Raw genomic sequence first — 15,540 nt, forward strand, 5'->3', positions numbered from 1 at the left:
TCTCTTGTTCAAGACAGGTGACGACTGTGATACCACAATATTTGGTTGATTTTGCGTTGGCTAAGCTCCCGATTGTCGATACGGATGTGATCGTCATCGGTTCGGGCATCGCCGGCCTGTTTACCGCCATTAAGGCAAGTGAAAAATCGCGCGTAATCATGATTACCAAAAAAGCGCTGCTGGAAAGCAACACGAGATATGCGCAAGGCGGGATTGCGGCGGTCATTTCCGAAGACGATTCTCCGGCCTCCCACCTTGAGGATACGCTGCTCGCCGGCGCGGGCCTGTGCTCCTCGGAAGCGGTGAACATCTTGGTCCATGAAGGGCCGGACGCCGTCAAAGAGCTGATGAAGCTGGGCACAACGTTTGATGTCGAGAACGGCGAACTGGCGTTGACAAAAGAAGGGGCGCACAGCCACCGCCGGATTTTGCACGCGGGCGGGGATGCCACCGGCTACGAGATCGCGCGGGCGCTATCGGAGCAGACCGCGGTTCATCCGAACCTCGAAATATGGGATAATCATTACGTGATCGATTTGATTACCGAAAACAACGAATGTCTGGGCGCGCTGGTACAGCGCCCTGACGGAGAGCGGATTTTCCTGCGGGGGAACGCCACCATCCTGTGCTCGGGCGGAGCGGGGCAGCTTTACCGGTACACCACCAACCCGGAGATCGCCACGGGCGACGGCGTTGCGATGGCTTACCGCGCGGGAGCGGTCATTCGCGATATGGAGTTCATTCAGTTCCATCCGACGTCCCTTTGTTACCCCGGAGCTCCCCGTTTTCTGATCTCCGAGGCCGTGCGGGGAGAAGGAGCGGTGCTGCGGAATATCAAAGGCGAGCGCTTCATGAGCAAATATCATGAGCTGCTGGAATTGGCTCCGCGCGATATCGTGGCCCGGGCGATCGTCAGCGAAATGGAAGCGGGCGGCGCTAATTTCGTCTATTTGGACATTACGCACGAGAATCCGGAAACGGTCAAACGCCGGTTCCCGACGATTTACGAAACCTGCATCGGCTATGGGCTTGATTTGACGGCCGACTGGATTCCGGTTGCGCCGGCTGCGCATTATATGATGGGAGGCGTCCGGACCGGCCACCACGGCGAAACGAGCGTATACCGCCTGTTTGCTTGCGGCGAAGTGTCGTCGACCGGGGTTCACGGCGCGAACCGGCTTGCCAGCAATTCGCTTTCCGAAGCGGTTGTGTTCGGCCGGCGGATCATCAAGCGGATCCGGGAGCTGCCGCCGCTGGGCCAAACCGGCGAAGGCATCGCCTACCGGGAGAATCGCCAGGCCGCCGATGCGCCTTCGGTCGCGGAGCGCCGTCTGGAGCTGCAAAAAGTCATGGTGCGCCGCGCGGGACTGCGCCGGACGGCGGCCGGTTTGACGCAAGGGCTCGAGGAGCTGCAGCGTCTTGAGGCGATTTTTAGCCAGGCGCTGGATACGCGCGAACAGTGGGAATACGCCAATATGCTGACCTGTGCGTTCCTCGTAATGCGCTCGGCGCTGGCCCGCGAGGAAAGCCGGGGCGGCCATTACCGCGAAGATTTTCCGGAGCGCAGCGACGGGGAATGGCGCAAGCATCTTTTGTGTCAGCGGGAAAAAGGAATGTTGGAGGAAGCAAACGATGATGTTTAACGGATATAACGAAGGGCTGATCGATTCGATCCGGGGCTGGCTAAGAGAAGACGTCGGGTCCGGGGACGTGACGACCGCCATGACGATTCCGCCCGGGCATGAGTCGAAAGGGATCATCCATGCCAAACAGGATGGCGTGATCGCCGGGATGCCGGTGGCTCAACTCGTGTTTGAGGCGGTGGATCCGATCCTTCAGTTTACGGCGCATGTCCAAGACGGACAGTTCGTGACAAAAGGAACCGTATTGGCCGAAGTAGAGGGCAGCACGCACAGCATTTTGACCGGGGAGCGGCTTGCTTTGAATTTGCTGCAGCGCTTGTCGGGCATTGCGACGCGGACGAAAACGTTCGTCGATGCGCTTGGGGGGCTCCCGGCCCGACTGGTGGATACGCGGAAAACGACGCCAGGCCACCGGATGCTGGAGAAATACGCCGTACGTATCGGCGGCGGTTCGAACCACCGTTTCGGGCTGTACGACGCCGTCATGATCAAGGACAATCACATCAAGGGGGCGGGCGGCATCGCCCAGGCGGTCAGCCGCGCCCGCGCGGGCATTCCGCATACGATGACGATCGAGGTGGAGACGGAAAGCCTGGAGCAGGTGGAAGAAGCGCTGCAGGCCGGAGCGGATATCATCATGCTCGACAATATGCCGCCGGAGCTGATGAAGGAAGCGGTGAAGCGAATTAAAGCGCAGGCGCCGCATGTGAAGACGGAAGCTTCGGGCAACGTGTCGCTGGAGACGATCTGCGGCATCGCCGAGAGCGGGGTAGACATCATTTCCGTCGGGCGGCTGACGTATTCTTTTGAAAGCCTGGACATCAGTCTGGACTTAAACGGCAAAAAGGAGGGGTAAGCAAATGTTCCTTGTCGTCGACGTGGGCAATACGAATATCGTACTCGGGATTTACAGGGGACGGGAGCTGCTCCATCATTTCCGGATCGGCACGAACCGGCAGGCGACGGTGGACGAATACGGGGTGCTGATTTACAACCTGTTTCAAATGTCCCGTATCCAGGTGCAAGACATCGAAGGGGTGATCATTTCTTCGGTGGTGCCGCCATTGATGCATGTGCTGGAGGAGCTGTGCGAGAAATATTTGCGGCGCAAACCGCTGGTCGTTGGGCCGGGGATCAAATCCGGCCTTAACCTGCGCTACGAAAATCCGCGCGAGGTCGGCGCGGACCGGATCGTCAATGCGGTGGCCGCGATTGAGCAATACGGCGGGCCGCTTGTCGTCGTCGATTTCGGCACGGCCACGACGTTCGACTGCATCGATGCCCAGGGCAACTACCTGGGCGGCGCGATCGTGCCGGGCATCGGCATTGCGACCGAGGCGCTTTACCAGCGGGCTTCCAAGCTGCCGCGCATCGAGCTGGAGAAGCCGAAAAAAGTGATCGGCCGCAACACGGTGAACGCGATGCAGGCGGGGATTATTTTTGGGTACGCCGGTCAGGTGGACGGCATCGTGGAGCGGATCGCGGGCGAAATGGGCGTCAAACCGAAGGTCGTTGCGACCGGCGGGCTGGCCGAATTGATCGCAAGCGAGACGCGCTCGATTGAAGAGGTGAATCCGAGGCTGACCCTGGAGGGGCTGCGGATTATTTACGAGCGAAATCAATAACCCCGTGGTGGGTATACTTAGTCGAAAGGGGGCTTTCGTTAAATGGATCAAAATGAGAAGCAGGACCGGCTAATCCGCGGCATCGCCCTGGACGGCAAAGTCCGTGCGTTTGCCGTGCGGACGACGCGGCTCGTGGAGGAGCTTCGCCGCCGGCACGATACGTATCCGACCGCGACGGCAGCCTTCGGACGAACGCTGACGGCGGGGGCGATGATGGGCGCCATGCTGAAAGGCGAGGAGAAGCTGACCATTCAGGTCAAGGGCGACGGGCCGATCGGACCGATCGTGGTCGATGCCAACGCCAAGGGGGAAGTTCGCGGCTACGTGAAAAACCCGCACGTGCATTTGCCCAGCAACAGCCAGGGCAAGCTTGATGTACGGGGCGTAGTCGGCACGACCGGCTTTATCAACGTAACGAAGGACTTGGGGCTCAAAGAGCCGTATAGAGGGAGCGTTCCGCTGATTTCCGGCGAGCTCGGCGAGGATTTTACATATTATTTTGCCGTATCGGAGCAAACTCCTTCCGCCGTCGGTCTGGGCGTTCTGGTCGACGTCGACAATTCCGTCATTGTGGCGGGAGGTTTTATCATTCAGCTGCTGCCGGGTTTAACCGACCGGGAAATCGATGCGATCGAGCAGGCCGTGGGCCAGCTTCCGCCGGTGACGAAGCTGCTGGATGAAGGGCTGGAGCTGGAGGAGCTGCTGCGCCGGCTCGTGCCCGATTTCAAGGTGCTGGAGGAGATGGATATTGTGTTCTCTTGCAGCTGTTCCCGGGAAAGAGTGGAGAGTACGCTGATCAGCTTGGGAAAAGACGAATTGGCGGGGCTGCGGGACGAGGGGAAGGATGCCGAGGTGGTGTGCGATTTTTGCAACGAGGTGTATCATTTCACCCCGCAGGATCTTGATCATCTAATCGCCCAAACGGAGAAATAACGGTATATCCTCTAATCATACGATGGAATACTTTGCGGACCTGGGCCAAAATGCCCGGGAAAGCAAAGTATTTTTTGTGACTTTCTTGACAACACCGGTCGGGATTGTTAAGATAATAGTAATAAAACCAACTTATTTACTCGGAAATAAATGAAAGCGGATGGATCAGCGTATCCTATAGATTCGGGCCGGCTTTCATTAGGCGCAGCACGCAGCATGACATTAGGCATCGTGACATCGGGTGCGTCACATCACGACATGATTAGGGTTATTTTTTTATCCAAAAGGGAGGATATTGAATATGGCAAAGGTCGTAAACAATGTAACGGAGCTGATTGGCGATACGCCGCTGGTCAGGTTGAATCGGGTCGTTCCGGAAGACAGCGCGGAAATCTACGTGAAGCTGGAATACCAAAACCCGGGCTCCAGCGTTAAGGACCGGATTGCGTTAAGCATTGTGGAGGAAGCGGAAAAGGCGGGCAAGCTGAAGCCGGGCGGTACGATTATTGAAGCGACGAGCGGCAATACCGGGATCGGGCTGGCGATGGTAGCCGCCGCTAAAGGATATAAAGCCGTTATCGTGATGCCGGAAACGATGAGCCTTGAACGCCGCAATCTGCTGCGCGCTTATGGCGCCGAGCTGGTGCTCACGCCGGGAGCCGAAGGGATGAACGGTGCGGTGAAGAAAGCGGAGGAGCTGCTGGCAGCTAATCCGGACTACTTCCTGGCGGATCAATTCAGAAACCAGGCGAACGTGAAAATCCACCGCGAAACGACCGGTCCGGAAATCGTCGAAGCGATCGAATCGCTGGACGGCCGCCTGGACGCGTTCGTAGCCGGGATCGGTACGGGCGGGACGATCAGCGGCGCCGGTGAAGTGCTGAAGAAACGTTTCCCCGATGTAAAAATTTACGCGGTGGAACCGGCGGCATCCCCGATTTTGTCGGGCGGCAAACCGGGCCCTCACAAAATTCAAGGGCTGGGCGCCAACTTCGTTCCGGAAATTTTGAACCGGGAAATTTATGATGAAATCATTCATGTCGAAAATGAGGAAGCGTTCGAGCAAGCGCGCATCGTGGCGAAGGAGGAAGGCATCCTGTCCGGTATTTCTTCCGGCGCAGCGGTATTCGCCGCGCTGAAAGTGGCCAAACAGCTGGGCAAAGGCAAACGCGTCGTCGCCATCATTCCAAGCAACGGCGAACGTTATCTCAGCACACCGCTTTACAACTTTGAAGCGTAAAGCTCCGCTTGCAGCTCATAAGTGCCCCGCGGCCGTCCTTGAAGGGACGGGGCGGGGTATTTTTTTCGCAAATAGAAACCTATCCTAAAAAATCGGCGGTTGACGGCCGGTATTGGATCAACTGTCCGTCGTCTCAACCCCCGCTACCGGTAGTCGTCCTTCAAAAATAGCGGAACTTTATGGTCTTATTATCCGGATATGAGGTTGTTTATCCCCATTAGCGGAACTTTTTTTACTTATTTTCCCGTGAATGATGGAGATCGGGGGTGTTTTCCTGCGATTCGAGAAAATAGCGGCATAAATTTCCTTTATTTCTTGTTCAATAGGGAAACTCGCCGGAATAACGACCTTTTTTGTCCTTATGTTTTTCGCTGGAATTAATTTTTTGCAAATATATTTAAAATTGCAACGGTTCTTTAGTATACTAGCTACCAATAAACGCAATTTGTTCTGGAGGAATTGGCGGCTGATGACAGATACGACAACGACATGGGAGCAGTGGAGGGCTTGGGCCGCGGAAGGAACGTGGACGCTGCTGCCGTATGCCAGGAAGGTCAAAGCGGGCGCGGTGATGCTGCCGGAGGATTGGGCAGAGGCCTGGAAGGGGGCCAATCCGTATTCATTTGTGTTGGAGAGCGCCAAAGGGGGGCGGTACACGTTTCTCGGACTGGAGCCGGTTTCGGTCATTCGCGGCAAAGGTGAGGAGGCCGTCGTTCTTGATATGGGTTCTGGAACTATGGCATCCAGGTCTATGGCATCCGATTCTATGGCATCAGGGACTATGGAATTCGGGGCAATAGCCTCCGGAACAGTTGAGATTAAGCTTCAGGGCAAACCGCTGGAGTTGCTGCAGGCCTGGATGGCTCCATACCGGTCGCCGGTGCTGCCCGGGCTGCCCAAATTCTGCGGCGGAGCCGTCGGCTTCTTTGCCTACGATGTCGTCCGCTCGCTGGAGCGGCTGCCCCGGCTGGCCAAGGATGATCTGGGCCTCGATGATTACGTCTGGATGCGTGTGGAGGAGCTTTGGGTTATCGATCAGGAGCTGGGCGACGTTTACTGTGTCGTTCATCGTGCGTGTCCGGGGATTGGAGGTCTGCCGAGAGAACGGGGGGCGGCTCAAACAGCCGATGAGGGCATGAGAGCCAGAGATGCCGAACTGGCGGTTCTGTACAAAGAGGCGAAACGGCGAGCGGAGCAAATGGAGCGGCGTTGGGCGGAGATTGTCCAGCTTGGTGCTGAGCGTGCCGAGGCTGCGGCTACGGGACGAGCAGGCGGTGATGGGAGCGGAAAACACGGCGGGGATCAAACCTCTAGCGTACAAACTGTTGGCGCACAGCTCGCTAATGCACAACCTGCCAACGCACAGCCAGCCAACGCACAGCCAGCCAACGCACAGCCAGCCAACACACAGCCAGACGGAGTGCAGCCTGTTGGCGCACAACCCGGCCCGGACCCGCTCGAGGCCGATTTGGGGGCAGCCGGGGCGTCCATGACGCAGGAGGCTTTTGAGGCCGCCGTGATGCGGGTACAGGATTACATCGCGGCGGGCGATGTGTTTCAGGTGAATTTGTCCCTTCGGCATGCGTTCCCCCTGCAGGGGACGCCTGAGGGAGTGTATGAGCAGCTGCGGCGCGTGAACCCTTCCCCGTATATGGGAATGCTCCGGTTTCCGGATTTTCAGCTTGTCTCCGCTTCACCGGAGCTGCTGGTCAAGGTCGAGCAAGGGAAGGCGAGCACCCGGCCGATTGCCGGAACGAGGCGGCGCGGGCGAACGCCGGAAGAGGACCGGAAAATGGAGGAAGAACTGCTCACGAATGAAAAAGAACAGGCCGAGCATATCATGCTCGTCGATCTGCTGCGCAACGATTTGGGGCGCGTCGCCGATTACGGTTCGGTCCTGGCCAGCGAGCTGTTCGCCATCGAACGCTATTCGCATGTGATGCACCTGGTATCCGAGGTAGAGGCGCGGCTTGCGCCCGGCAAGACGGTTTATGACGTGATTGCGGCCGTCTTTCCCGGGGGGACGATCACCGGAGCTCCCAAGGTGCGGACGATGGAGATCATCGAGGAGCTCGAGCCGGTCACCCGCGGTCCTTACACCGGAGCCATGGGATGGATTGACTATAACGGGAATATGGAATTAAATATTATTATACGTACGCTGGTCGTGAAGGACGGCGTAGGTTATATTCAGGCAGGAGCCGGCATCGTGATCGATTCGGTTCCGTATCGGGAGTTTAGGGAATGCCATAATAAAGCCAAAGCGGTCGCTTTGGCGGTTCGCAGAAGCGAGAACCGTCCGGGCAAAAGCTGGGGACAGGAGATGAGATGAGACATGATATTGGTTATCGACAACTATGATTCTTTTACGTATAACCTAGTACAGTATTTAGGCGAGCTTGGCGAGGAAGTGACTGTCCGCCGCAACGACGAAATCGATCTTGCGGGTATCGAGGCTTTGCAGCCGGATCATATATTGATTTCACCGGGGCCCTGCACGCCTAACGAAGCCGGAATTACGCTCGATTTGATCGAACGCTTCAAAGGCGTAATTCCGATTTTCGGCGTTTGCTTGGGCCATCAGGCGATCGGCCAGGCTTTCGGCGGGAAGGTGATCCGCGCCGAGCGGCTGATGCACGGCAAGACGTCCCCGATTTATCATCGCGGGGAGTCGGTGTTTGCCGGGCTGCCGTCGCCGTTTACCGCAACCCGTTACCATTCGCTGATCGTCGAGCGCGAGAGTCTCCCGGATTGCCTGGAGATCACAGCCGAGACGGAGGAAGGCGAAATTATGGGGTTGCGCCACAAGGAATATGCCGTCGAGGGGGTTCAATTCCACCCGGAATCGATCATTACCGAGCACGGCCATCAAATGCTTCGCAATTTCTTAAGCCGGAAGGCGGAAGCGCAAGCATGAACTACATCGGGGTTAACGGAGTGCCTACCCCAGCCGCCGAAGCCGTGATATCCGTGATGGATCACGGCTTCATGTACGGTATCGGCCTGTTCGAGACGTTCCGGACGTATGGCGGCCGGCCTTTTTTGCTGGAGCGGCATTTGGGGCGGCTGCGGGCGGGGTGCGAGGCGCTGGGCATCCGCTTGGACCTCGTATCCGGAGCATCAGGCGCAGGCTGCATTCGCAGGCAAATCGCCGAGCTGCTCGAGCTGAACGGATTGACCGAAGGGTACATCCGGGTTACGGTTACGGCCGGGGAAGGGCCGCTGGGGCTGCCGTCCGGCGACTACGGGGAGCCGGCGGCGATTATCTATGTCAAGCCGCTCCCCGAACCGCCGGCATCGCTGTATTCCGCCGGCAAGCCGCTCTGGCGGCTCGGGACGCGGCGGAACACGCCGGAAGGCGAGGTCCGCTTTAAATCGCTGCATTATATGAACAACGTATTGGCCAAACGCGAGCTTACGCGCCTGGAACGGGAGGCGGGAGCTTCTGCTTTTGCGCCGCATAACGCCGCCCCGGGAGAAGGGCTGCTTTTGACGGCGGAAGGCTGGCTGGCGGAGGGGATCGTCAGCAATTTATTTTTTGTGCAAAATGGGAAATTATATACACCGGATATCGGTACGGGCATTCTACCGGGAATTACCCGCGCCGTGGTACTGGAGTTGACAGTGGAAGGCGGACTTGAACGGGAAGAGGGATTTTACGCGTGGGACAGGCTGCTTGAGGCGGACGAGGTTTTTGTGACCAACTCGATTCAGGAAATCGTCCCCGTGACGGAGCTCGTTAGCCCTGGAATACCCGCGGTGAAGGTCGGGAACGGACGAATCGGGCCGGTCACGCAAAGCCTGCTGGACAAGTATCGACAGAAAGCGAGGAATTTTACATGAAGCCTACGTTGTATCATCGGAGTTATCGGCTTGGAAGCGCAGAGCTTACGCTGGGCGAACGGACGCTGGTGATGGGGATCTTGAACGTGACGCCGGATTCTTTTTCCGACGGAGGCCGTTATAATCGCGTGGACCTGGCTCTGAAGCATGCCCGCCAAATGGTGGAGGACGGGGCGGATTTGATCGACATCGGCGGGGAATCCACCCGTCCGGGGCATGAACCGGTAGATGAGCAGGAAGAGCTTGAGCGGGTCATTCCGGTCATTGAAGCTCTTCACCGCGAAATGCCGCAGGTGCCGCTTTCCGTGGATACATACAAAGCTGGAGTGGCCCGGGAAGCGCTGCAGGCAGGGGCCCATATCATTAATGACGTTTGGGGCTTTAAAGCGGACGGGCAAATGGCGCAGGTGGCGGCGGAATTTGGTTGCCCCGTCATTTTGATGCACAACCGCCACGACCGGAATTACCGCGAACTGCTGCAGGATGTCGCCGCGGATTTGCGGGAATGCGTGCAGCTTGCCCGTAATGCGGGGATCAGCGACGACAACATCATTCTCGATCCGGGGATCGGGTTTGCCAAGGATTACACGGAAAATTTGCGCGTGATGCAGGCGCTGGACGAACTGATCCGGTTGGGGTATCCCATGCTGCTTGGCACCTCACGCAAAAAATTTATCCGCACGGCCCTGGATTTGCCGGTGGACGAAGTGGTTCTCGGAACCGCGGCCACCGTGGCGCTTGGCATCGCGCAAGGGTGTCAAATCGTCCGCGTTCACGACGTCAAGGAGATCAAACGGACCGTGCAAATGTGCGATGCGATCGTTTATGCTTGAACGTCTGCCTTGAGCATATTCAAGGCGGCTTATTTTCCAGTAAAAGGAGTATGCTGAATGGATAAAATGGTGCTGCGGGGCATGGAATACTACGGATACCACGGGGTGTTCGCGGAAGAACGCAAGCTGGGCCAGCGTTTTTACGTCGATCTGGAGCTGGAGCTTGATTTGCGGGAGGCGGGAACCGGCGACGATCTGTCGAAAACGGTAAATTATGCCGAGATTCATGAGCTCGTCCAAGGAATTGTCCAGCAAAAAAGCTTCAAATTAATCGAGGCGTTAGCCGAGCATATTGCATCCTCCGTTTTGGACACTTATACTATGGTAGATGCCTTAACGGTAAAGGTGACGAAACCGCACCCTCCGTTTGATATTCATTTTGAAGGCGTGACGGTGGAGTTGTACCGTTCCAGAAAGTGAGAAGCCGTTATGAACACAACATCTCCCTCTGACTTTTCAGAGGCTTATATTGCTTTAGGGGCTAATCTGGGCGACCGCGAAGCGACCTTGACGAAGGCGATTGCCGAGCTGCAGGCGCATCCCGCGATCAAGGTGCTGCGCTGCTCGAACCTGTACGAGACCGATCCGGTCGGATATCTGGATCAGCCTTGTTTTTTGAACATGGCGCTGGCGCTGAAGACGACGCTGGATCCGGAGCAGCTGCTGTCGGAAATGCTGGACATCGAGCTTCGGCTTGGACGAGAGCGCAAAATCCGGTTTGGCCCGCGCACGGTGGATCTCGATTTGCTGTGGGCCGAAGGCAGGGAAATGAATACGCCGCTGCTTACTTTGCCGCATCCGCGAATGATGGAAAGGGCGTTTGTGCTGATTCCCCTTGCCGATATCGTCCCGAAGGGGGAATCCTCCGGGCTTTATGAGCGCATGCAGGCAGCCTTGGACTCCATAGAAGGAAAGGAAGGCGTCCGGTTTTGGAAAACCTACACCTGGCACAGCGCATCCGCGCTTTCCGAAAACTGAAAGGCTTGACGCAACAACAGCTTGCCGAGAAAACCGGCGTGTCCCTCGCGGTCCTTGGGGCTGTCGAACGGGGCAACCGCCGGCCGGATGAGCCATTATTAAACAAAATTTCCGATGCTCTCGGCGTCGAGTTGGCTGAGCTGACGGCGGAAGGATAAATTGAAGAGGTTGTTTACGTTTACCAACATTATTTTGTAAAGGAGGGAACCATCTTGCTGAAGATCGGCGATATTGAAATGAAAAACCAGGTTGTGCTCGCCCCGATGGCGGGCGTATGCAATCCGGCTTTCCGGCTGATTGCCAAGGAATTTGGAACCGGGCTTGTCTGCGCGGAGATGGTTAGCGATAAAGCGATCATTCACGGCAACAAGCGCACTCAGGAAATGCTGTTTGTCGACGAGCGCGAAAAGCCGCTGAGCTTGCAGATTTTTGGCGGTGATCGGGAATCCCTCGTGAAGGCGGCCAAGGTGGTTGACCAGGACACTAATGCCGATATCATCGATATCAACATGGGTTGTCCGGTGCCGAAAGTGACCAAATGCGATGCGGGTGCGCGTTGGCTGTTGGAACCGAATAAAATTTTTGAGATGGTATCCGCGGTGGTGGCTGCCGTCAGCAAGCCGGTCACGGTAAAAATGCGCATTGGCTGGGATAGCGACCATATTTATGTGATTGACAATGCCAAGGCGGTGGAGGCGGCGGGCGGCAAAGCCGTCAGCGTGCACGGCCGGACGCGGGAGCAGTTGTATACCGGCAAGGCGGACTGGAGCTACATCCGGCAGGCCAAAGAAGCTGTGTCGATCCCTGTCATCGGGAACGGTGATGTGGTCACGCCGGAGGATGCCAAACGCATGCTGGACGAAACCGGCTGCGACGGGGTGATGATCGGACGCGGGGCGCTCGGCAATCCGTGGATGTTGTACCGGACGGTAGAATATCTCAAAACGGGCCTACTGCTTCCGGAACCGGACGCGCACGAAAAAATCCGGATCGCCATCCTGCATATGGACCGTTTGGCCGCGCTGAAAGGCGAGCACGTGGCCGTTCGCGAAATGCGCAAGCATTTGGCCTGGTATCTGAAAGGTCTCAAAGGTTCGGCCCGCATCAAAGATCTTATCATGGAAGAAACCCGGCGCGATGAAATGGTCCGGATTCTTGAGAATTTTGTCGCCGAATTGTCCGAAGGCGTATCCCGCGAAGAGGTTTCGGCTTAAACTTATGCTTTAAGGGGCTTTATGGGCGAACATGGGGCAGGCGTTTATAAAACGTTTACATTTGTAAAACCTGGTGTCATTGACATTTGGGGATCGTTCACCTATAATTTCACAATATAAAATTCGCCTCAGGAGTTAACTGCCACAACGTGTAAATTGTGGTGGTCTGACCATTCCATAAGATCGCATAAGATATACTCGGGTGAAGCTTGCATGCACATGGATGTTGCCAGAACGGAAGAGGCGGGGGCGCCTTACGCCAGGTGCAAAAATTATTTCCATGACAGGAGAATCGGTTGAGATGAGTGATAAAGAAGTAATTCTTACCCAAGACGGTCTTAAGAGACTGGAAGAAGAACTGGAGAACCTGAAGTCCGTAAAACGCCGCGAAGTGGCGGAGCGGATCAAGGTTGCGATCGGGTACGGGGATATCAGTGAGAACTCGGAATATGAAGACGCCAAAAACGAGCAGGCCTTTATTGAAGGGCGAATTATTACTTTGGAAAAAATGCTGCGCAACGCCCGGATCATCAATAACGATGAAATTGATACGGATACGGTCAGCATCGGTTCGATCGTAACGGTGGAAGATCTGGAGTTCGGCGATACGATGGAATATACGATCGTCGGGACGGCGGAATCCGATCCGATGCAGAACAAAATTTCCAACGAAAGCCCTGTGGGCAAAGCCATCCTCGGGAAGAAAAAAGGCGCAGTCGTCGACGTCAATGTCCCGGCGGGCGTGATTCAATACAAAATTGTGGATATTAAGAAATAAAGCCGGAATTAGCGACGAAAGAAGCTTCCCCCGCGGAAGCTTCTTTCACTGTTTCCTCTGGCCGCTATCAAATATAAGTTTCTTTTAAGGAGTGGAGCAATAGGCATGAGCGAGGAACTCAACAATCAGGAAGCCGTAGAAGTCAGCGAACTGCTGCAGATTCGCCGCGATAAATTGGACGAGCTGCGCGGACTCGGAATTGATCCTTTTGGCAAAAAATACGAACGCACCGCGATGGCCGGAGACATTATCCAGGATTATGACGGGCTTTCCAAAGAAGAACTGGAAGAAAAGAATGTAGAGGTGTCGGTTGCTGGCCGGATTATGGCCAAACGCGTCATGGGGAAAGCCAGCTTTGCGCATATTCAGGACCTGTCCGGCAAAATTCAACTTTACGTGCGCCAGGACAGCGTGCCTGAAGACAAATATGCGGCGTTTAATATTCTCGACCTGGGCGATATCGTTGGGGTAACCGGGGAAGTATTTAAAACCAAAACCGGTGAGACGACGATTAAGGTAAAAGACTTGGAGGTACTGTCCAAATCGCTTTATCCGCTGCCGGACAAATACCACGGCTTGAAGGACGTCGAACTTCGCTACCGCCAGCGTTACGTCGATCTGATCGTAAACCCGGAAGTGCAGCAAACGTTCATTAAACGTTCGCGGATCATTCAATCGATGCGGCGTTACCTGGATTCGCTCGGCTATCTGGAAGTGGAAACGCCAACCCTTCACAATATCGCCGGCGGAGCTGCGGCCCGTCCGTTCATCACGCATCATAACGCTTTGGATATGCAGCTGTACATGCGGATCGCCATCGAGCTTCATTTGAAGCGGCTTATTGTCGGCGGTTTGGAGAAGGTGTACGAAATCGGCCGTGTATACCGGAATGAAGGGGTTTCGACGCGCCATAACCCGGAATTTACGATGATTGAGCTTTATGAAGCTTACGCCGATTATAAGGATATTATGGCTTTGACGGAAAATATGATCGCCCATATCGCCCAGGAAGTATTGGGAACGCAAGTGGTTCACTACCAGGGGCATGAGGTCAATTTGGCCCCGCAATGGCGCCGCGTTTCGATGGTCGATGCGGTCAAAGAGGTAACCGGTGTCGACTTCGGTGTGCAAATGAGCAACGAAGAAGCGCATCGTCTGGCCAAGGAGCATAAAGTTCCGGTCGAGCCACATATGACTTTTGGTCATATCCTGAATGCGTTCTTTGAGCAATTCGTTGAAGAGACGTTGATTCAGCCGACGTTTGTTTACGGGCATCCGGTGGAAATTTCCCCGCTGGCCAAGAAAAACGAGCAGGATCCGCGCTTTACCGATCGTTTTGAATTGTTTATCGTTGCGCGCGAGCATGCCAATGCGTTCACCGAGCTGAATGATCCGATCGACCAGCGCCAGCGCTTTGAGGCTCAATTGCTGGAACGGGAAAAAGGGAACGACGAGGCTCATGAAATGGACGAAGACTTTATTCGTGCATTGGAATACGGAATGCCGCCAACCGGCGGACTTGGCATCGGGGTGGACCGCCTCGTTATGCTGCTTACCGATTCGGCTTCCATCCGCGACGTGCTGCTGTTCCCGCATATGCGTTCCGAGGTTTAATCGATTTTGGATTTGACTAAGAGCTCGGCTATAGCCGGGCTTCTTTTTTTGGGTGACGGCATATGGATATAATTGCATGCATAAAAAGCCCTAAAATAGGTTGCGCCATCCCGAAAAAGGTGGTATATTATAAATCCGGTCGTTATTCGTAGGCATTATGACAGTCAGCTAAGAAATTGCAGAAAAAAATAATGCTTGCAAGATAACGCCGGACATGATATAGTATAAGAGTTGTCGCCGAGAGATCGGTTGATAGCGAAAAGTTGATCTTTGAAAACTGAACAACGAGTGAGTATTAAATGAGAATTAAAATGGATGAATTCCAATCCGGTTAACGCCGGCGTTGAAATTCGATCCTTTCTCGTCAGATTCAAAATGAGCAAGTCAAACACTTTTCGATGGAACACCTCATGCCTTCGGGTACGAGACTCCTTCCATCTTTATTGGAGAGTTTGATCCTGGCTCAGGACGAACGCTGGCGGCGTGCCTAATACATGCAAGTCGAGCGGAGTTAATCGGGAGCTTGCTTCTGATTAACTTAGCGGCGGACGGGTGAGTAACACGTAGGCAACCTGCCCGTAAGACCGGGATAACTACCGGAAACGGTAGCTAATACCGGATAATCAAGCTTCTCGCATGAGAGGCTTGGGAAAGGCGGAGCAATCTGTCACTTACGGATGGGCCTGCGGCGCATTAGCTAGTTGGTGGGGTAACGGCTCACCAAGGCGACGATGCGTAGCCGACCTGAGAGGGTGAACGGCCACACTGGGACTGAGACACGGCCCAGACTCCTACGGGAGGCAGCAGTAGGGAATCTTCCGCAATGGACGAAAGTCTGA

Annotated in this window: 15 protein-coding genes and 1 rRNA gene (1 of these 16 only partly in view); all 16 read left to right on the forward strand. The window is 55.5% G+C overall.

What is annotated here, in order from left to right:
• The first annotated feature begins 26 nt into the window (after positions 1–26).
• The gene (gene nadB / locus EHV15_RS09155; RefSeq protein ID WP_128630932.1) at positions 27–1,643 is read left to right on the forward strand and encodes an L-aspartate oxidase; all 1,617 of its coding nucleotides are present in this window, start codon (positions 27–29) and stop codon (positions 1,641–1,643) included.
• Positions 1,633–2,499 (forward strand): carboxylating nicotinate-nucleotide diphosphorylase, encoded by an 867-nt coding sequence (gene nadC, locus EHV15_RS09160; protein ID WP_128630933.1) that lies wholly within the window; start codon positions 1,633–1,635, stop codon positions 2,497–2,499. Before nadB ends, nadC begins: the two co-directional genes overlap by 11 nt.
• Before the next feature lie 4 nt (positions 2,500–2,503).
• Positions 2,504–3,268: a type III pantothenate kinase gene (locus EHV15_RS09165; protein WP_128630934.1), complete on the forward strand. Its 765-nt coding sequence runs from the start codon at positions 2,504–2,506 to the stop codon at positions 3,266–3,268.
• A 42-nt stretch (positions 3,269–3,310) separates the two neighbouring features.
• Positions 3,311–4,201: an Hsp33 family molecular chaperone HslO gene (hslO, locus tag EHV15_RS09170; RefSeq protein ID WP_036618082.1), complete on the forward strand. Its 891-nt coding sequence runs from the start codon at positions 3,311–3,313 to the stop codon at positions 4,199–4,201.
• A 301-nt stretch (positions 4,202–4,502) separates the two neighbouring features.
• Positions 4,503–5,441 carry a cysteine synthase A gene (gene cysK / locus EHV15_RS09175; protein ID WP_128630935.1) on the forward strand — a complete coding sequence of 313 codons (939 nt, stop codon included), beginning with the start codon at positions 4,503–4,505 and terminating at the stop codon, positions 5,439–5,441.
• Positions 5,442–5,910: 469 nt separating this feature from the next.
• Positions 5,911–7,773 carry an anthranilate synthase component I family protein gene (locus EHV15_RS37275; protein WP_246061429.1) on the forward strand — a complete coding sequence of 621 codons (1,863 nt, stop codon included), beginning with the start codon at positions 5,911–5,913 and terminating at the stop codon, positions 7,771–7,773.
• Between the two features lie 3 nt (positions 7,774–7,776).
• Positions 7,777–8,358: an aminodeoxychorismate/anthranilate synthase component II gene (gene pabA, locus EHV15_RS09190; RefSeq protein WP_128630936.1), complete on the forward strand. Its 582-nt coding sequence runs from the start codon at positions 7,777–7,779 to the stop codon at positions 8,356–8,358.
• Positions 8,355–9,284 (forward strand): aminotransferase class IV, encoded by a 930-nt coding sequence (locus EHV15_RS09195; RefSeq protein WP_128630937.1) that lies wholly within the window; start codon positions 8,355–8,357, stop codon positions 9,282–9,284. The genes pabA and EHV15_RS09195 overlap by 4 nt, the downstream gene beginning before the upstream one ends.
• Entirely contained in the window at positions 9,281–10,117 is an 837-nt protein-coding gene (gene folP, locus EHV15_RS09200) for a dihydropteroate synthase (RefSeq protein ID WP_128630938.1), read from the forward strand. The genes EHV15_RS09195 and folP overlap by 4 nt, the downstream gene beginning before the upstream one ends.
• 57 nt (positions 10,118–10,174) lie before the next feature.
• On the forward strand, positions 10,175–10,537 hold the full coding sequence (folB, locus tag EHV15_RS09205; protein ID WP_128630939.1) for a dihydroneopterin aldolase: 363 nt from the start codon (positions 10,175–10,177) through the stop codon (positions 10,535–10,537).
• 9 nt (positions 10,538–10,546) lie between these two features.
• A complete protein-coding gene (gene folK, locus EHV15_RS09210) occupies positions 10,547–11,095 on the forward strand; it encodes a 2-amino-4-hydroxy-6-hydroxymethyldihydropteridine diphosphokinase (protein ID WP_128630940.1) in 549 nt (182 codons plus the stop codon).
• Complete coding sequence (locus EHV15_RS09215) at positions 11,047–11,253, forward strand: helix-turn-helix domain-containing protein (protein ID WP_128630941.1); 207 nt, start codon at positions 11,047–11,049, stop codon at positions 11,251–11,253. The genes folK and EHV15_RS09215 overlap by 49 nt, the downstream gene beginning before the upstream one ends.
• Before the next feature lie 54 nt (positions 11,254–11,307).
• Positions 11,308–12,309 carry a tRNA dihydrouridine synthase DusB gene (gene dusB, locus EHV15_RS09220; protein ID WP_128630942.1) on the forward strand — a complete coding sequence of 334 codons (1,002 nt, stop codon included), beginning with the start codon at positions 11,308–11,310 and terminating at the stop codon, positions 12,307–12,309.
• A 301-nt stretch (positions 12,310–12,610) separates the two neighbouring features.
• The gene (greA, locus tag EHV15_RS09225; protein WP_128630943.1) at positions 12,611–13,087 is read left to right on the forward strand and encodes a transcription elongation factor GreA; all 477 of its coding nucleotides are present in this window, start codon (positions 12,611–12,613) and stop codon (positions 13,085–13,087) included.
• A 105-nt stretch (positions 13,088–13,192) separates the two neighbouring features.
• Positions 13,193–14,701: a lysine--tRNA ligase gene (gene lysS, locus EHV15_RS09230; protein WP_128630944.1), complete on the forward strand. Its 1,509-nt coding sequence runs from the start codon at positions 13,193–13,195 to the stop codon at positions 14,699–14,701.
• A 440-nt stretch (positions 14,702–15,141) separates the two neighbouring features.
• Positions 15,142–15,540 (forward strand): 16S ribosomal RNA (locus EHV15_RS09235); it runs 1,155 nt beyond the window's last position.

This window comes from Paenibacillus oralis, from assembly GCF_003863965.1.
Classification (GTDB): Bacteria; Bacillota; Bacilli; order Paenibacillales; family Paenibacillaceae; genus Fontibacillus; species Fontibacillus oralis.

Bases quoted from the DNA above. Each gene is read 5' to 3' on its own strand.
- nadC (WP_128630933.1), top strand. From the start codon at position 1,633: ATGATGTTTAACGGATATAACGAAGGGCTGATCGATTCGATCCGGGGC.
- EHV15_RS09165 (WP_128630934.1), top strand. From the start codon at position 2,504: ATGTTCCTTGTCGTCGACGTGGGCAATACGAATATCGTACTCGGGATT.
- hslO (WP_036618082.1), top strand. From the start codon at position 3,311: ATGGATCAAAATGAGAAGCAGGACCGGCTAATCCGCGGCATCGCCCTG.
- cysK (WP_128630935.1), top strand. From the start codon at position 4,503: ATGGCAAAGGTCGTAAACAATGTAACGGAGCTGATTGGCGATACGCCG.
- EHV15_RS37275 (WP_246061429.1), top strand. From the start codon at position 5,911: ATGACAGATACGACAACGACATGGGAGCAGTGGAGGGCTTGGGCCGCG.
- pabA (WP_128630936.1), top strand. From the start codon at position 7,777: ATGATATTGGTTATCGACAACTATGATTCTTTTACGTATAACCTAGTA.
- EHV15_RS09195 (WP_128630937.1), top strand. From the start codon at position 8,355: ATGAACTACATCGGGGTTAACGGAGTGCCTACCCCAGCCGCCGAAGCC.
- folP (WP_128630938.1), top strand. From the start codon at position 9,281: ATGAAGCCTACGTTGTATCATCGGAGTTATCGGCTTGGAAGCGCAGAG.
- folB (WP_128630939.1), top strand. From the start codon at position 10,175: ATGGATAAAATGGTGCTGCGGGGCATGGAATACTACGGATACCACGGG.
- folK (WP_128630940.1), top strand. From the start codon at position 10,547: ATGAACACAACATCTCCCTCTGACTTTTCAGAGGCTTATATTGCTTTA.
- greA (WP_128630943.1), top strand. From the start codon at position 12,611: ATGAGTGATAAAGAAGTAATTCTTACCCAAGACGGTCTTAAGAGACTG.
- lysS (WP_128630944.1), top strand. From the start codon at position 13,193: ATGAGCGAGGAACTCAACAATCAGGAAGCCGTAGAAGTCAGCGAACTG.